General features: G+C 36.7%; 15 protein-coding genes. 12 read left to right on the top strand and 3 right to left on the bottom strand.

The window, feature by feature from the left end; genetic code table 11:
- Positions 1-34 precede the first annotated feature (34 nt).
- From F9U64_RS19985 to yjfF, 3 genes are read left to right on the top strand one after another with little or no spacing between them, the layout of a single operon-like run.
- Positions 35-1,552, top strand: coding sequence for a sugar ABC transporter ATP-binding protein (locus F9U64_RS19985; protein ID WP_153406662.1), 1,518 nt, complete (start codon positions 35-37; stop codon positions 1,550-1,552).
- Position 1,553: 1 nt separating this feature from the next.
- Entirely contained in the window at positions 1,554-2,597 is a 1,044-nt protein-coding gene (locus F9U64_RS19980; protein WP_228275814.1) for an ABC transporter permease, read from the top strand.
- A complete protein-coding gene (yjfF, locus tag F9U64_RS19975) occupies positions 2,594-3,580 on the top strand; it encodes a galactofuranose ABC transporter, permease protein YjfF (protein ID WP_194287450.1) in 987 nt (328 codons plus the stop codon). Before F9U64_RS19980 ends, yjfF begins: the two co-directional genes overlap by 4 nt.
- A 329-nt stretch (positions 3,581-3,909) precedes the next feature.
- Here yjfF and F9U64_RS19970 read toward each other — a convergent pair whose 3' ends face one another.
- Positions 3,910-5,520, bottom strand: coding sequence for an extracellular solute-binding protein (locus F9U64_RS19970; RefSeq protein ID WP_228275813.1), 1,611 nt, complete (start codon positions 5,518-5,520; stop codon positions 3,910-3,912).
- Between the two features lie 428 nt (positions 5,521-5,948).
- On the opposite strand from F9U64_RS19970, the gene F9U64_RS19965 reads away from it, so the two are divergent.
- The 7 genes from F9U64_RS19965 to F9U64_RS19935 all read left to right on the top strand — a co-directional run bounded on the left by F9U64_RS19965 (position 5,949) and on the right by F9U64_RS19935 (position 13,373).
- Positions 5,949-6,668, top strand: a complete 720-nt coding sequence (locus F9U64_RS19965; RefSeq protein ID WP_153406660.1) for an endonuclease/exonuclease/phosphatase family protein — start codon at positions 5,949-5,951, stop codon at positions 6,666-6,668.
- Positions 6,669-6,767: 99 nt separating this feature from the next.
- On the top strand, positions 6,768-9,005 hold the full coding sequence (locus tag F9U64_RS19960; protein ID WP_153406659.1) for a helix-turn-helix domain-containing protein: 2,238 nt from the start codon (positions 6,768-6,770) through the stop codon (positions 9,003-9,005).
- 276 nt (positions 9,006-9,281) lie between these two features.
- The gene (locus F9U64_RS19955) at positions 9,282-9,983 is read left to right on the top strand and encodes a hypothetical protein (protein WP_153406658.1); all 702 of its coding nucleotides are present in this window, start codon (positions 9,282-9,284) and stop codon (positions 9,981-9,983) included.
- A 31-nt stretch (positions 9,984-10,014) separates the two neighbouring features.
- Positions 10,015-10,638 (top strand): class D sortase, encoded by a 624-nt coding sequence (locus tag F9U64_RS19950; RefSeq protein ID WP_153406689.1) that lies wholly within the window; start codon positions 10,015-10,017, stop codon positions 10,636-10,638.
- 224 nt (positions 10,639-10,862) lie between these two features.
- Complete coding sequence (locus tag F9U64_RS19945) at positions 10,863-11,321, top strand: VanZ family protein (RefSeq protein ID WP_153406657.1); 459 nt, start codon at positions 10,863-10,865, stop codon at positions 11,319-11,321.
- A gap of 291 nt (positions 11,322-11,612) precedes the next feature.
- Positions 11,613-12,359 (top strand): hypothetical protein, encoded by a 747-nt coding sequence (locus F9U64_RS19940; RefSeq protein ID WP_153406656.1) that lies wholly within the window; start codon positions 11,613-11,615, stop codon positions 12,357-12,359.
- 90 nt (positions 12,360-12,449) lie between these two features.
- Positions 12,450-13,373, top strand: a complete 924-nt coding sequence (locus F9U64_RS19935; protein WP_153406655.1) for an LCP family glycopolymer transferase — start codon at positions 12,450-12,452, stop codon at positions 13,371-13,373.
- A gap of 108 nt (positions 13,374-13,481) precedes the next feature.
- Here the strand turns inward: F9U64_RS19935 and F9U64_RS19930 are convergent, their stop codons facing one another.
- Positions 13,482-13,637, bottom strand: a complete 156-nt coding sequence (locus tag F9U64_RS19930; protein ID WP_153406654.1) for a DUF1540 domain-containing protein — start codon at positions 13,635-13,637, stop codon at positions 13,482-13,484.
- A gap of 72 nt (positions 13,638-13,709) precedes the next feature.
- Positions 13,710-14,972, bottom strand: coding sequence for a helix-turn-helix domain-containing protein (locus F9U64_RS19925; protein WP_153406653.1), 1,263 nt, complete (start codon positions 14,970-14,972; stop codon positions 13,710-13,712).
- A gap of 377 nt (positions 14,973-15,349) precedes the next feature.
- On the opposite strand from F9U64_RS19925, the gene F9U64_RS19920 reads away from it, so the two are divergent.
- Together F9U64_RS19920 and galU are read left to right on the top strand one after the other, a co-directional pair.
- On the top strand, positions 15,350-15,916 hold the full coding sequence (locus F9U64_RS19920; RefSeq protein ID WP_153406652.1) for a nitroreductase family protein: 567 nt from the start codon (positions 15,350-15,352) through the stop codon (positions 15,914-15,916).
- 179 nt (positions 15,917-16,095) lie between these two features.
- Complete coding sequence (gene galU, locus F9U64_RS19915; RefSeq protein ID WP_153406651.1) at positions 16,096-16,971, top strand: UTP--glucose-1-phosphate uridylyltransferase GalU; 876 nt, start codon at positions 16,096-16,098, stop codon at positions 16,969-16,971.
- Positions 16,972-17,704 lie beyond the last annotated feature (733 nt).

Below are 17,704 nucleotides of genomic sequence, written 5' to 3'. Positions count from 1 at the left end.
TTAGGCTTACTGATTTGAGAGGGAGGCAGACAAATTGGCTCAGCAGCTAGCGAAATTAGAAATGAAAAATATCGTAAAAGAATTTCCAGGTGTGAAAGCTCTTTCTGATGTGCAATTATCACTCTATCCTGGTGAAGTTCATGCACTAATGGGGGAAAACGGTGCAGGTAAATCAACGTTAATTAAAGTATTAACAGGTGTGTACTCGATTGATCAAGGAACCGTTACCCTTGAAGGGAAGCAGGTTTCGATTAATAGCCCGTTAAAGGCACAGGAGCTTGGAATAAGCACAGTGTATCAGGAAGTGAATCTTTGCAGCAACCTTTCTGTAACGGAAAATATTTTTATTGGAAGGGAAATAAAGAAATACGGCAGACTGGCATGGAAAGAGATGAACCAGCATGCAGAGAAATTATTAGAAAGATTACAGCTTAATATTGACGTGACAAAGCTGTTATCTTCCTATTCAGTAGCAATTCAACAGATGGTTGCAATTGCACGTGCGCTTAATGTATCTGCTAAAATTCTAATCTTAGATGAGCCAACATCCAGTTTGGACCGTGATGAAGTTCAGCAGCTTTTTGCTGTGATGAGACAATTGAAAAAAGACGGACTTGCCATTGTCTTTGTTAGCCACTTTTTAGATCAAATCTATGAAATTACGGATCGCTTAACTGTATTACGGAATGGTGAGTGGATCGGTGAATATAAAACAGAAGCAATCGACCGGATGGAGCTTGTTTCCAAAATGATAGGCAAAGATTTAGCTGAATTGGAAGCCATCTCTTCTAAAACTACAGATATAAGTCAGTCAGATACTTTAGAATCCATGCTCCAAGCTAACGAGGTTGGGTTAAATGGGAAGATTAGTCCATTTGATCTGGAATTGCGCAAAGGAGAAATCTATGGTCTGGCAGGATTATTAGGTTCTGGCCGAACAGAGATGGCACGTGTTTTGTTTGGTGCAGATAAAGCAGATAAAGGAAAAATGACAATAAACGGGAAGGATGTTCACTTTACCACACCAAGAAGTGCGATTCTCAATAAGATAGGTTTTTGTTCGGAAAATCGAAAAACAGAAGGGATCATTCCAGAATTAACGGTTAGAGAGAATATGATTCTGGCGATCCAAAGTGTTTATGGCTGGTTTCGTTATCTATCAAGAGCAAAGCAAATGAAGATTGCAGAAGAATATATTCAATTGTTAAATATCAGACCAGCTAATCCAGAACAATTAATTAAGAATCTTAGTGGCGGCAATCAGCAAAAAGTAATGCTTGCAAGATGGCTTGTCACTAATCCTGATTTGTTGATTTTGGATGAACCAACTCGCGGAATTGATATTGGGGCAAAAACAGAAATTATGAAATTAATGACACATTTGAGTAAAGAAAATAAGTCAATTTTATTCATTTCATCTGAGATTGAGGAGATATTGAGAACATGTGACAGAATAGCAGTACTTCGGGATCGAAAGAAAGTGCAGGAGTTTGATAATGATCGTGAATTAACGCAACAGGACTTAATGAAAGAGATGGCAGGAGGGATGTGAAATGTTGAAAGGAATGATGAAAACAAAACTATTTTGGCCAATTATTGTATTAATACTTATTCTTGTCATTAATTTATTTTTTGACCGTAGTTTCTTTTCGATAGAATTGCGCAATGGTCATTTAACAGGAAGTTTGATTGATATTTTAAATCGCGGGGCACCATTAATCTTGATATCAATTGGAATGACTTTAGTTATAGCAACAAAAGGAATTGATTTAAGTGTAGGTTCGATCATTGCTATGTCTGGGGCAATAGGTGCGATGACAGTAGCTGATACTGCTAGTGAAGGATCAGGGCCATTATGGATGGCGATTGGTCTTTCGCTAATAATTTGTTTAGTAGTGGGAGGCTGGAATGGTCTGCTTGTGTCAAGAGTTGGTGTCCAGCCGATTGTGGCAACTTTAATATTAATGGTGGCTGGAAGAGGAATTGCCCAGTTGATTACAGGTGGGCAAATTACAACAGTATATTATGAGCCGTATTCTTTTATTGGTGGTGGTTATTTATTGACATTGCCTTTCTCTGTTTTTATTGTAGCATTTGTTTTTCTTATGGCTGTTTTGTTAACGAGGAAAACAGCACTTGGGCTTTTTATCGAATCGGTTGGATCAAATGCTGATGCAAGCCGGTTAGCAGGGATCAATTCGAAAAATATTATGTTAATGGTCTATATGTTTTCCGGATTATGCGCAGGAGTTGCCGGCTTGATTTTATCATCCAATGTTATGAGTGCTGACGGTAATAATGCTGGGTTATGGTTTGAACTTGATGCCATTCTAGCTGTAGTTATTGGCGGTACTTCATTAATGGGTGGCCGATTCTATCTTATGGGTACGGTTATTGGTGCACTGATTATCCAAAGCTTAACAACGACAATTTATTCAATCGGTGTTCCTGCAGAAACCAATCTGGTTGTAAAAGCGCTAGTAGTGCTGGTTGTTTGTTTATTGCAATCTGCAGAGTTTCGCCGAAAAGTATTTGGCATTGGTAAAGTTAAGCCAACAGGAGAACAAAAAGGCAGAGAGGGTGTGACATTATCATGATTAATCGATTATCATTAGATTATAAACAGCTTCCGTTAGTTGCAACCATTTCCCTGTTTGTTCTCATGTTCAGCTTTGGTTCTTTGCGCTATACAGGCTTCTTTTCCACACAGGTTTTTCTCAACTTATTTATTAATAATGCTTTTCTTATTGTGATAGCAGTAGGGATGACGTTCGTTATAGTATCTGGGGGGATTGACCTGTCAGTTGGATCAGTGATCGCGTTAACAAGTATGGTAACGGCAAGTTTAACAATGGAGGCACAATTATCCCCATTTATCGTCGTACCAATCAGTTTGTTGGTAGGTACTGTTCTGGGTGTTATTCAGGGTGCTTTAATTCATTTTTACAATTTACAGCCATTCATTGTCACATTAGCAGGTATGTTTTTAGCCCGTGGACTTAGTTATATGATTAGTGTGGAAACAATTGCTATTGATCATCCATTCTTTAACTTTATGGCAAACTCCCAGATTCCTGTTCCAGGTGGAAACTTTATTTCGATTAGTGTGGTAATTGCTCTTATTGTTGTTTTTATTGCCATGTTCGTAGCTCATTTTACTAAATTTGGCAGGAATGTTTATGCTATTGGGGGAAGTGAACAATCAGCAATGTTGATGGGTCTACCTGTTGCACGAACGAAAATACTGATTTATACCCTGAGCGGATTCTGTGCCTCCTTAGCAGGTTTAATTTTTACCTTCTATATGCTTTCAGGTTATGGTTTGCATGCAAATGGGATGGAACTGGATACGATCGCAGCAGTTGTCATCGGAGGTACCCTTTTAACTGGAGGCGCGGGTTATGTAGCGGGAAGTGTAGTAGGCGTGCTTATTCTTGGCATAATCCAAACAATTATTGTATTTGAAGGCACCCTTAGCTCTTGGTGGACAAAAATTGCCATTGGCGCATTATTATTATTATTTATTGTTTTACAACGGGTGATTGTATGGAGAAGTGAGAAAAAGCATGCTAACGGATGACGAGGAGATTGTGGGAATAGAGGTTAAAATAACTGTGAATTTTAGGAGAACCTGTGTAGTGAAGGATTAGTAAGTGGATCTGTCAAATAATATAAGACAATGGGAACAAGCAAAGTAAATGTTTGTTCCCATCCCAATCTTATGCAGGTGAATATCTTATCACTAAATCAAAACCTGCCTCAAACTCTGTCCATTCATTCACCATCTATCAATATCATCTAAATATGTGGTCTTTGCTTACTATGTCATTCTTATTATGAACATAAAAACCCTTATACCAGGGTAAAAAAGAAGAGGAATCAATAAAATGATTCCCCGGTAATTACTCTCTAGTTTGCGCTGTATCGCTCATAAGCTGCCTGCTGAATTTCCATATATTCTTTCAAGTTCATTTGTTCGATATTTTGTACATATTCTTCCCACTCGGAGAATGAAGCGGCGCCTGTGATAAATTTGTCTCTCATTTCATTAACATATTTCTCGATATCTGCTCCGAATGAAGCGATTTTCTGATTTTCTTCTCTCGTGTAAGTAAATAGTGGCCACACTTCATCGATCATATATGGTTCGATTTTCTTCGTTGCTTCTAAGGAAGATGGCAATGTTTCTGCACCCTGGAAGTATTTTTCTTTCACAACTCCAGGATATCCACCGCCTAACCATGTTACATAATCGCCCAGTGCCTGCTCGAAAGTGATCCCTTCTTCAGGGTTTTTAATCTTATCTACATATTCCACAGATCCATCCTCATTCTCTGTGTAAGTCTCTCCTTCAATTCCCATAAAGAACATTTTTGTTCCTTCATCACCGTAGAAATGGTCCATCCATCTGACTGTTGCTTCAGGGTGCTGATTTTTATTTGTTATAACAAAGTTCCCCATTTGGCCTAGAGGTGAGCGCATATTATGATAAGATCTTAAACCAGCTGGTCCTTCTAGAGGAGTCATCCCGACATAATTTTTGCCTGCTTCTCCCCATAGTGTTTCAGGGCTTGTTGTCACAGTACTTCCATACAAGCCTTCTGCACCTGTTGCCTGAACCTGATTCCCTTCGATTGTAAAAATATTTTCCTGAATGAGTCCTTCATCAAATAATCGGTGCATATACTTGAGCATTTCCAGGTATTCATCTGTAGTAGGATAAAAACGTAATTCATTGGTATCTGGATCCATATCGATAAATGGATGATTTCCACCTCTGTTTCCGACACCATATGCACCTTTTAACCATGCCATAAGCCCGGAAACTTGTGTAGCACCATATGGAACTTCATCCTGCTTGCCGTTCCCGTTCAAATCTGTTTCTTTCACTGCTTTTAAATATTGATAAAATTCTTCTGTTGTCTGTGGTTGTTCCATATTCAACTTTTCTAGCCAGTCTTGTCTTACCCATAGCTTATGACCAACAATAACGGAAGTGAATTCAGGGTCATAAATCATTGGAAGAGAGTAGATGTTTCCATCAGGGAAAGTGATACCCTTCTTAATCTCAGGATACTCGTTTAACAGATTGCTTAAATTCGGCATATGCTCATCAATCAAATCATTTAATGGTAAAAAAACGCCTTGCTTGCCGTATTTTAATAAATCTGTGTTTGGCATATGTGCTTGGTAGAACACATCGGGAATATCCCCACTGGCAAGGGCAAGATTTCTTTTTTCATCGATTCCGGATCTTGGAACGATTTCCCACTCTACATTGATTCCGGTCATCTTGCTGTATTCTTTCCAGATCAGAACATCTCCATTATCTTCAGCAAGTGATTTACGAGCCATAAATTGCAATGTAATTGGTTCATTCACAATCGGCATGCCTGTTTCGTTTATATTGGCTGTCGTATTGGATTCTTCTTTTTCATCTTCTTTTGCGTTCCCTTCATTACTACATGCTGCCATAAAACAAAGCGCAGCAATAACAAAAACCAGTAACCATTTTTTCACTTTCACTTAACCTCCCTTGTTATAACGCCATGGCAGATTGTCTAATGGTTTGTTCAAGATAGTTTTTTGAACCCTTCATTCGACAAATGGCGGTATCCTATTTCTATCACACGAGCATATTTCATTTCTATATGTAGTCTTTAGCCAGTATGTATTTCTTAATATGTTAATTAGATGTTAACTGGACAATGCAACAGCTGAAGGCTGGAGGAGCTTCACCTTCTATTATTTTTTCTATCTGCAAAAAAAGAAAAGAGGATGTATTTATTAATATTTTTTTACATTCTGTTAACAATTCTAATTATTGGATCAGATATAATGAAAAAATAAAGTGAGCCTTTGATCAGAGGGGGATTTTTGCTCCACTGATCATTTGCGAAACTTATCAGGGTGTTTAGCACTAAGGGAAAACAGAACGGAGGGTTTTAATGAGAATATTGTCCTTTAATATCCATCATGGAGCAGATGAGAGTGGTAGTCTGGAGCTGGAAAATATTGCTGAAGCAATCAAACGTGCTGATGCAGATATTATTGCACTTCAAGAGGTTGATTGTCATTTTGGGAACAGAAGTGAATGGCAAAATCAAATAAAGAAACTAGGGGAATTACTTCAGATGACATACCGGTTTGGAGCAAATATCGATCTTCCACCAATAGAGGGAAGAAGCGAAAATAGAAAGTTTGGTAATGCAATCTTAACTAAACATCCGATCGTTTACTATGAAAATTATCCTCTGCCTGACTTAGGAAATGAACCAAGAGGATTGTTATATGCAGAAATAAAGCTTGGAGAATCATCTGTTCATATTTTCAATACACATTTGGGGCTGGATAAGGAAGAAAGGGAATTGCAATTCGAGAAAATCTCGCAGATACTGCTTCCTATGTCTGGGCCGGTGATCTTAGCTGGTGACTTCAATGTACTGCCAACTGATGAAACATTACAAATGTATCTGAAACAGAGCAACCTGTTGGATAGTTTTCAAGATTCCAGTGCACTAACCTTTCCAACAAGTTCACCGCAAAAGCGGATTGATTATTTGTGCCATTCAACCGAGCTGGATTGTATAGGGAGAGCGGTTATCGATACAGTGTCGTCTGACCATTTGCCAATCTTGGCTGTTTATAAAATAGAACATACCAGCTGAAGAAAATTATCAGAATGCCGGCAATTCTTGGCAAAGGTAAGAATCTATCATTTTCAAATGTAAATCCATAAAATACATAGTAACAAGGCGGGAATTAACATGCGCTCACTGCTGCAAGAAAGGACACAATTGTTTTATAAGTACTTTCTATCTTATTTTATTATCTTTTTTATTCCATTTATTTTTATTAGTTATTTTGTTTCCAATGAAGCCACAACTATAATAGAAGAAGAAATTATCACATCCAATCTCAGTAAACTGGAACAAGTGAAAGATATTTCTGATACGAGAATAAAGGATATGCAAAGCATTGCGACAAATATTGCGAATGACAATAAAATGTCGGCATTCAAGCTGCAGCAGCCTTATGAAAGCAAATTAGCGATTCAGCAATTATCCAAATATGATACGAATAATTCTAATATTGATGGGTTATTTATCTATATCGACGATCATCCCTATATTTATACATCGAGAGGAACAGCTGCTTTTGACACATATGCACAAAAAACATTCGACATAAAAGAAGATGCTGTAAATCAGTTTAGAATGGCTGTACAAAAAAGTAATGTGCCAGTTTTCGAAAAATATCGGCTTTCTTCTGGTGAGCAGGTTGTTTCCTACATCTATCCTATCGCTTCAGGGGGCGGGCATTTCAATGGAAGAAAGGTAGTTTTCCTTCTTAGAGAAAAGTCTTATCATCACCTGGTAGATCAGGTGCTGGGAGATTTTGATGGGGCAAATTATATTTTTGATCATAACGGAAATTCAGTTGCATCACCAAATGATAGTTTCCCGGTTTCTCCGGCAGAAATAAGGCAATTGGCTGACAAAGAACAGGAAGTTATTCATAAAAGTATCGGTGGGGAAAATTACTCTATTATTTCTATTCGTTCCGATTTAACGGGATGGAGTTTTATTACCGCTATACCGACAAATCAGTTTTTTGAGCAGCTGAATCACTTACAGAAAACAATTGTTTACATTCTAGTAACGATTGCAATTGCAGGACTTATTATTATCACGATTGTCACAAGACATCAATATATGCCTTTGAAGAACTTGGTGAATCTATTAAAATCAAGACACCTCATCCATTCCAGTCAGCTGGGTAAACATGCAGGAGATGAACTTACCAGTTTACGTGAGTCTATTTTGTTTATGTCAGACAAAACGGAAAAGCTGCACACCAAAGTGGCATACCAGGCTCCATATGTAAAAGATCAGCTGTTGTCACAGTTGCTGACAGGCAAAATAGAAAATGAAAATAAACATGAATTAACATCAATGTTAGCTGATGTTGGTGTGGTTTTTCCAGGTAACTATATTTTTGTTGTACTGGTTTCCCAATCTGGAGAAAATGCGGATTCGATACTTTATGCGCAAGAGGAAATGGATAAAGATGTAGTCAGTTATGGCCTGGAGCTTCCTGACAATAACAGTTATTGTTATATCGTCAGTTTAGAAGATGAGAAGGATCAACAGCATTATGTTGATGCTCTCACGAAAAAAGCAGAAATTCCAAGCAACACAAGGATCTCTATTGGCGTCGGTCAACTCTACAATGGAGTGGATAAGGTAAACCGTTCCTTTGTGGAAGCAAAAGCTGCAATGGAATATGCACGGATCACGAATCAAGGCAGCTGTATTTATTTTGAAAAGATCGCCAAGCAAAACAATTCCGCAACATGGTTTCCGATGAATTTGCAAGTAAAGCTATCGCAAAGTTTGAAAGAAGGAGATTATATCGTTGCAGATGAAACAATAACGGATATTATCAAATATATTATCTCTATTCAAGCATCTATTGATATGACAAGGGCAATGGCATACGATTTAATCAATACAATGTTGAAAGTGATAGCAGAACATAATATCCTGTATGATGTTACATCTGTTAAACAGCTTTTCACATTCCAATCAATTGATGAGCTGCAACAGATGCTTGATCAAATTGCTGTCTCTGTCTGTAAAGAAATAAATCAGAAAAAACGTAACAGCCACCATATGTTAAGTCACCAGTTAATGGAGTACTTACAAAAAGAATTTAATAACCCTGATTTGAGTCTGGAAAAGCTTTCTGTCTATTTAAACTTATCTGTGCCTTATGCCAGCCGTTTCATAAAAGAACAAACAGGCTACACATTCACCCAGATTATCTGGGATATGAGAATGAAAGCATGCCAGCGGCTCTTATTAGACTCCTCTTTACCAATTAAGGAGATCGTAAAGCGAATTGGCTATCACGATGTTGCGAATTTCACGAGGAAATTTAAGAAAGAAGTTGGCATTACTCCAAGTCAATTTCGGAAAAGAAGAGTTGACACTGCTTTGTAAGGTTGCGAATGGAAGGGAATATATTTTTACAGAAAAGTGGAAGATCTCTTCAGGATTTCTGAAGGTAGAAAATATTCTATAAATTATAAAAAAATAGTTAAACTGGTAGTTATTTAGGGAAAGAAATACAGTAGTGGAAAAGGTAAGAAAGGGGTAAGGACTAGACTGAACAATATAATTACACAATAATCAGACATTTGTTGACAATATTTGCTGAAATTATAATACTAGTCTGATATAATGGAATCAAATTGAAAAAGGAGATGATTTAAAGTAATGAAGACAATGAAAAAAGGCCTAATAGTATCTCTAGCAATTCTCGTAATCTCTCTATTTACTCCACTTGCCAGTTTATCTGCTGATGAACAAGATGCGGCACAGGAACTTGTAGATGCAGTTGCAACAATGAACATTGCAGATGACCAGGAAATCAGCTATCTTTATACACACCTTCAAACAGCAGGAATTACAGATTCTGAATTGGAAAGCATCGTAGCAAATGCAGAGGAAGCACAAACTATTCTTGCGGGAGTATCATCACCTGAAGAATTATCAGATGCTGACCGTAACACTGTTGCTGCTCTATTAAATGACAGTGCACAGAAAGCGCATTTAGTAATCAATTTAGTTGACGGAAATGGAAATGTTATCGATTTTACTACAAATCTAGCAAATGTTGATACATCAAGTTTACGTTTATCAGTAACTGATCTTGATGGAAATGAACTTGTGTCATATGACCCTTCCATTGAAGATATCAGTGCAGGTAGCTTAGCCACTAAAATTAGCGCTTTGGAAGATGCAGTAGCAGCTGCAAAAGAATTACAATCATCAGAAACATTTGTACCAATGCCGGAATCACAATTACCTAATACGGCTACAGATATGCCTATGGCTATTGCTATTGGCGGTGTATTATTAGCATTAGGTTTAGTAGCATTATTCCCTGCTGTCAGATTAGCTCGCAAATTTTCATAATTAAATCAAGATTGGGCTGTTTAAAATGGGAATGAAAAGAAGAGAATCAGGCAAGTCAAAAAAACGCAAATTGATAAAATGGGTATTAATTGGTATACCCATTTTATTTATCGTATCAGGTATCTCTGTAGTTGCTATTTTTGGCTGGGAGATGACGAAATCAACTGTCCATCTTTCAAAAACGGTAGTGATGCCTTATAAGCCGGAAAATAAACAAAAAGTGTTTAAAACGGACTATTGGGACACCATACCGAAGCCGGGTGAAAGCCTTGGCGCTTTAAATATTGAGTCTCTAGACTTAAGCTATCCTGTCGTGCAAGGTACGCGGGAAGAAGAATTAAAGGAAGGTATTGGCCATATGATGGGGACAATGCTTCCGGGGCAAGGTGGACATGTTATTTTAAGTGGTCATCGTGACACTGTCTTTCGCGAATTAGAGCATCTGGAAGTTGGTGATGAAATTACTTTTTCAACAAAATATGGTGATTTCATTTATGAAGCTGTCGGGTTTGAAATTGTAAGTGCTGACGACCGCTCAGTTGCAGTGCCAAAGGATTATGAAACTTTGACACTGACAACCTGCTACCCATTTGATTATATTGGCGATGCGCCAGATCGTTATATTGTTTATACTGAATTAAAAAGCAGTCCGTAAAGAAAGCTTATCACTCTCTCATGGTAATGAAGGGTGATAAGTTTTTTTGTTGGAAAAAAATAGACGGAATAAGTAGACAAGATATGGTCAGATTTAGTAAATTAGAAATGATTGGAATATCCTATTGCTCCCCTTAAAGAGTAACAGGATAGCGGGAATGGCATAAAATCACTACAGTTCAAAGTTGGAGTATCTATCACATCGCCCGGAATGAGGAGAATTCATTGTATAAATATTTATCATGGATAGCGGTTATTGTATGTATGGGATTCATCTTTTATCTGTCACATCAACCAGCCACAACTTCGAATCAGCTTAGTACAGGGGTAACACACTTTATCATAAATCTGGCAGAGAATATCTTTCCTGATGTGTCAAACGCGCAAGATGTAAGACTTAACAGTAAAATTCGCAAGTTTGCCCATTTTTTTATTTATTTTATTTTCAGTTTGCTGGTGATGTACGCGCTGCAAAAAAGCCGGAAAGGTTCTCACCTCATACAGCATGTATTTCTCACTATAACCATTTGCATCTCGTATGCTGTACTGGATGAAATGCATCAGTTATTTATAATTGGGCGCGGTGCCCAGATTACGGATGTTTTTATCGATAGTTTAGGGGTGTTTTCAGGAATTTTTGTCTATCTGTTAACAAGTCGCCGGACTATTTCAAATGAGAGATGAACTTTCTTCATTTTTTTACAAAAATTACATAAATTCATTTAATTTCGTCAGCATAATATAGTACAATATCTTTATAAACAACTATATTATGCTATTTTTTTATCACAGCGCTAACCATATGTAATACCCCTAATCGAAAAGTATCGAATAACAAGAAGATGGTAAGTGGGGGATATAAAAACCCATTGATATAATAGATGGTTGAGCTGGTAATAAACTTGAAATTAATTAAAAGGCTGTCTCTCTGATGGATTCTATAATAGAGTGGCGGTGATTCAGGGAGTGATGAATGTGTGGAAAAAGATTCTGTTTTCTTTATTGGGATTAGTGATTGTAGGAGTAGGGCTGCTTTGTTATTTTCTTTTCATCAAAGAGTATGACATTGAAGATGAGCAAGTAGATAACATTATTGATAATGAATATGAGATAACATTACCTGAGTCGGCAACACCTCCACATTCAACAAATGATCCAGCCAATCTGGAAAATAATGAAGGGTCAACAAAACAACCTGATCAAAAATCAGAAGCGAATATGCAGGAAACCTACGCTGCAGAAATTCCAAGTGATACGAATCAAAATGAAAACGAATCTTCATCAGGGGAATCTGTGACAAGTGAAGAAGGGGACAATTCAGCACAAAAAGGGAATCAGGACAGTACACCGGCGGCTGGAATGCAACCAACAGCGGAGAGGATTGTGGCTAAATACGAGCCTGCTTTTACATCACTGCAGAGTCAGGCTGAGGTCAGACTGAATGAGTTAGTTTCCTATGCTTATTCGGAATACAGTAACAAGAAGCAATCAGGTGATAATGTCTCTTATACATATTTATTTCAGAAATATCAGTCTGCTGCGGCTCGTTTAGAAGCAAATACAGATGCTGTCTTTAATCAAATATATAATCAATTAGTGAGTGAATTGGAAAGCAATGGGTACACAGAGAGTGAAGCACAAACAGTTTATGACACGTATCAATCACTTAAAAAGGCACGAGAGAATCAGCTTATGCAACAAGCCTTAGATCAGATCAGTTAAAACAACTATTTCTCCAAATAATATGCCCGGTTTTTTTTACTTGTGCTATAATATAAGTATCAAAAATTTCCATATTAAGGAGAAACCAGTGTGAACAACCAACGTAAAAGGAAGAAGTCCACTTTTTGGTTATGGGTTGTAATAGGGATTGTTTTGATAACAGTTCTGGCAGGCGGCAGTTATGTTTATTCTATTTATCACAATGCGAAAAGTACGGTAAATGAAAAGATACATAAAGAAGTTGTGGCTATTGATAAAACACTGACAAATAAGAAAATCGACGCAAGAGAATCTTTGAATATTCTTTTGTTAGGAGTAGACGAAAGGACAGATGATAGAGGGCGGTCTGATGCAGTAATGGTGCTGACTTTAGATCCGCAGCATAATCAGATGCAATTAATCAGTATTCCAAGGGATACTAGAACAGAGATTTCCGGAAAAGGAATTCAGGATAAAATTAATCATGCCTATGCTTTTGGCGGGGTGGATATGTCGATTGATACAGTCGAAGAATTTCTTGGTATAAAATTAGATTTCTATATAAAAATGAACATGGACGGTTTGTCAGGTCTAGTTGACGCACTTGGTGGAATCACTGTGAACAATGACCTTGACTGGCATGGAAGTGACGGATTTCATTATCATCAAGGTGAGTTGCACTTGGATGGAATGCATACATTAGGCTACGTCAGAATGAGGAAAGAAGACACATCTGGGGACTTTGGCAGAACAGAACGGCAGCGTCAAGTAATCAGAGCAATAGTGGAAAAAGGGATAAGTCTTCAATCAATTACGAAGATAAATGATGTAATTAATGTACTTGGTGATAATGTGACAACAAATATGAAATTTCATCATATGCTTGATTTAATGGCTGATTACCGTGACACTAGAAATAATTTTACTAGCTATATGTTGCAGGGAAGCGGATCAATCATTGATGATACCTATTATTTCATTTTCAATGAGGAGGAAATCCAGAAGGTCTACAAAATGATCACAGAGAAAAATTAGCAGAGAACCACAGCTAATGAAACATGTTAGCTGTGGTCAATAAAGAAGGCACGATTGATGGTAAAAACATATAACCTGTCTGTGAGGTCCTGTCATTCTAATTTAAGGCTAGACTTTCGCTTCAAATGTATGGCAATCTGTCTCCTGCACATCTGAAGCGCTTTTACCTGTGTGGCTGACAACATAAATCATATTGGCTCGACATCTGTTTCCATTCATCCAATATTTACAATTATTCACTTCACATTTCACATCTTTCGCCATCATTCACACCTCCTATGTTAACAGTATCAAACAACCCGGTAATTATATGTGTGGAGATAACTGGCAACATGGCTATACTTCATACTTTTCCGTTAATTCTGCCAGTTGAAAACCATTCACAACATTAAATAAATGGGAGTTAGCTCTTTTATAATGATTCATTTTGTGATAAATGATCGACAGTAATAAGTGACATTCATTTATTTGAGGCTGGTCGCCTGTATTCGTAAAGTATGGAAGCATATTTTTATGGATGTATAAGCTCGTTTCTTCTGTACACAGTTTATTTGACATAATCTTTTTTAAAATATAGAGCCAATACTGGTATTTTCTGTTTGATTTCAGCCCGATTCCAATTTGGATATAATCAAGGGATTCATTTTTTTGGCCATTATAAGCATACGCTATAGCAAGGAAGTAGATATATTTTACTTTAAAAAGTGGATTTTTTTCTTTAGTTATGGCTTTTCTCAATATTGAAATCGCTTTATTAAATTGCTTTTCTTCAATATAAATATAACCTAATGTGAAATAGATTAATTCATATTTTATTTGGAAGGAATGATAAACAGAGTGCGACAGAATCTTTTCTAATGAACTAACGACTTTGTCATGTTTATGGCGCAGGATGTCAGGAAAAGTAAGTAAATATTTAAATAGAAGATGATTGATCGGATCCACTTGAGTTTCATAATAAGTTTTTGCTTCCATCAGTTCATTCTCTGCATGAGCAGGCTCATTTAAGTAAATATGTATAATGGCAAAGTATATATGAATTTCAGGTTCATTTATTGAAACATCTTCCGTATTTCGTGCCAGCTGCAAATAATGTAAAGCCTTTTTGATATCATTATCAAGAAGAAAATAATATCCGAGGGATTTATAACAAATATATAATTCCTGTTTGTATAGAGTTTTCGTGTAGTCAAGGATTCTAGGTAATAAGAGTTTAGCTTGGGCATGGTCAAAACGAAGTAAGAAATGGCGGAAAAGGTTAATATAGTAATGTGTGTTTAAATTGATATGATGTAAAGGGAAATGAGGTTTCAGTTCTTTAAACAGCTTGTCCGCATTAAAGATTCTGTGTTCATTGATGGTATGATGCCATTCTATTAGCTTGTCCGCCAATTGAGGAGAGGTCGTGTAGTTATCTTGTAATTCTTTAATTTCCAGTATTTCTGATATTTTTACAATCAGATCCTTTGGTGGCTCGATTTTACCTGATTCAATTTTGCTGATATAGGAATAGGAACAGTTGCTTGCGATAGCCAGTTCTTTCTGTGTCATATGCTTTCTCTTACGGTAATCTCTAATTAATTTACCATAATGAAACACGTCATCAACCTCTTTTCTTTAATTTATAAATTCACTATATACTTTTTTCGACATAATAGTTCTTTTTCCTTCTTTTTTTATAAAAAATTTACTTTTTGTCATAAAAAAGACTTAAATAATTCCAAACTGAATCCTATTATGAATAAAATAATGATAACAAGGAAGACCTTTATACCTATAAATGGGACGATGAAAAGCAATGTTGGTATAAAGATTAAAAATCCTAAAAACATAATAGTAAAAAAAGAAAAAAATGTGCGCATACCCATACCTCCTCGCTATAATGTATGAAATCTGCCGCAATAGGTGATTCGGTCCAATCTTTTGAACTTGATCAATTCATCTCCTATAATAAAGAAAGCAGAGGAGGAATAGTTATGGATAAATTGAATGTGAATGATTTTCGTAAAGCAGATTATTTAATCGATGAAATGTTTATAAATCGCTGGTCACCTAGAGCTTTTTCCGGGAAAGAAGTGGAAGAAGCTGTATTAATGAGTATTTTTGAAGCAGCACGCTGGGCCCCTTCAGCTAGTAATAAACAGCCTTGGCGTTTTGTGATCGCGAGTACGAAAGAAGAGAAGGATCTATTTAACCAGTTTATAATGGAAGGTAATTTAAAATGGTGCAAGGCTGCACCAGTATACGCTCTCTTACTTTCCGATACAGAAGCAGGGGGTGCTCATGCTTTTGATGCTGGTACTGCATGGGGCTATTTATCACTGCAAGCATGGAAAAACGGACTTATCACACACGCGATGGGTGGGATATACAAAGATAAGGCTCGCGAACTTTTGAATATTCCAGACCAGTATGATGTTCATGCCCTTATCGCGATAGGCTACCAGGATGATATAAGTATTCTGGAAGAGGCTTATCAGGAACGAGAAAAGCCATCAAATCGCCGGTCACTGAAAGAAACGATCATTAAAGGAAGTTTCTAATATATTGATTATCATTGGGCAACGGTATTGGCCGTTCGGTAATATTAAGCATTCGCTGGAGTGAGAAGCGAATGCTATTTTTTTAACAATAAATTCACTGTAAATTATTATATTTATCATAATTTCTTGATAAAATCTATATGATGATACAAAATCACCATTATGGAGGATAATTTATAATGAAAAAAGTAAGAAAAGCGATCATACCTGCAGCAGGGCTTGGAACCAGATTTTTGCCGGCTACAAAAGCAATGCCAAAGGAAATGCTCCCAATTGTCGATAAACCAACAATTCAATATATAATAGAAGAAGCAGTAGCATCTGGCATAGAGGATATTATTATTGTGACAGGGAAAGGGAAACGTGCCATTGAAGATCACTTTGATAACAATTTTGAGCTGGAAGACAATTTGTTGAAAAAAGGAAAGCTGGAATTATTAGAAAAAGTGAAACAGCCAGCATCTGTCGAAATCCACTATATACGTCAAAAAGAGCCGCTCGGATTAGGACATGCAGTTTGGTGTGCCCGGAAATTTATTGGTGATGAACCTTTTGCGGTCTTATTAGGCGATGATATTGTACAAGCAGAAACCCCGTGCCTCAAACAATTGATTGATCAATATCAAGACTTGGGCAACTCTGTTATTGGAGTGCAGCAAGTGCCGGAGAATGTCACGCATCGTTACGGTATTGTTGATCCTGCAGCACAGCATGGAAAATGTTATTCTGTACATCAATTTGTTGAAAAGCCGGAGAAAGGAACAGCTCCTTCCAATTTAGCGATTATGGGTCGTTATGTTTTGACTCCTGAAATAATGAAATATCTTGATCGAAAACAATTAGGTGCAGGTGGAGAAATCCAATTGACAGATGCGATTCAACAATTAAATGAATCTCAAAGTGTATTTGCCTATGACTTTGAAGGAAAAAGATATGATGTAGGAGAGAAGCTGGGATTTGTGCGAACAACCTTGGAATTCGCTCTTCAAAATGAAGAAATAGGAGAAGAAGTTCAGAAAATGCTGGAAGACCTAGTCAGTCAAACAGTGAAATAAATATAGAAGAATCATGAGAAATTATAGAATCCGGACGATTTTCACACGAAAAATCAGTGCGGATTCTTTTTGTGATTACCTTACGGGATTAAGCACGTAAAAACACTTTCTTTCTATAATAGTACTAAACAAAGAAGCTGGTTTTATATTATTAAAATTTGGTCTGGCTCATGGAGTTATGATGATAAGAAGGCGTCATGGCATCAAAACGCTGGCAGGATTAGTGAGTTTTGAAGTTAAGAAAGCATCATGGCATCAAAACATTGGCTCGATCAGGGAGGTATGTAATAAATAAAGAGAATAAAACTGAATAAGAGGGAAAATATTATATAGGAAGAATTAATACGATATTGTAGTTTAGAAAAAGACTTCTGAGGTTAAAAGAAGAGAAAGAAACAATCTGATCATCTCTAAATTGCAAAAGTGTCTGGTTGCTATCTAAAGAGTTAGCTGCAATTCAAAAGTAAGAAATTTTACTCTGTTGCACTCTTTTATAGTATAAAGTCTATTCAATCATAATATACAATTTCGTTACATTAATTACCAGTTGTCTAACCGCGATATCCGTGTTATTCTATTCAAGTCGCATTAATAAGTGATGACTTCTAAAACGAATAGAAATTATTTTTATAAAAAAGTGTTGACTTACTTTTATGAAAATGTTATATTTAGGAGGTCGCTTTTGAGAGACGGCGATAAACATTGATCATTGAAAACTGAACAAAACAACCAG

The sequence above is a fragment of the Gracilibacillus oryzae genome (assembly GCF_009498735.1).
Taxonomy (GTDB): Bacteria; Bacillota; Bacilli; order Bacillales; family Amphibacillaceae; genus Gracilibacillus; species Gracilibacillus oryzae.
Note: the sequence above shows the minus strand (reverse complement) of the source record. Positions and strands in the feature narration are given on the sequence as shown.